Origin of the sequence: Neobacillus drentensis (assembly GCF_036962765.1) — a bacterium.
GTDB lineage: Bacteria > Bacillota > Bacilli > Bacillales > Cytobacillaceae > Neobacillus > Neobacillus drentensis_C.
The window spans coordinates 9,418-9,690 of sequence record NZ_JBALOS010000278.1 but is presented as its reverse complement, the minus strand read 5'-3'; the positions used below and the strand labels follow the sequence as shown (position 1 = coordinate 9,690).

1 pseudogene is annotated in these 273 nt (G+C 32.6%); it reads left to right on the top strand.

The annotated features are described in order from the left end of the window. Nucleotides 1–55 precede the first annotated feature (55 nt). Nucleotides 56–273: pseudogene (locus V7137_RS26740) on the top strand (DUF3916 domain-containing protein); the annotation flags it as partial.

The following is a 273-nucleotide window of genomic DNA, read 5'->3' as shown; positions in this document are numbered from 1 at the left end:
GGCAGGTTAATTGAAGAAGGCTAATGATACAATAATACAAAAGGTGTTGAACTCATTGAATAGATGGAACTTTAAGAGTGATTATAAGAAGAAAGTTAGAGGTCTTTATAGGAGAAAAAAGACACTAATATATAGTATTTCTGATATTACCGAACAAATGCCCAATCCAAGTGAGTATGTGTTGGGTTATTGGCATCTACATTTGCCATTTGCTCAATCTTACATTAATTCAAGCAAACTTCGAAATCGATTCAGACGAGAAATAATGCAAAT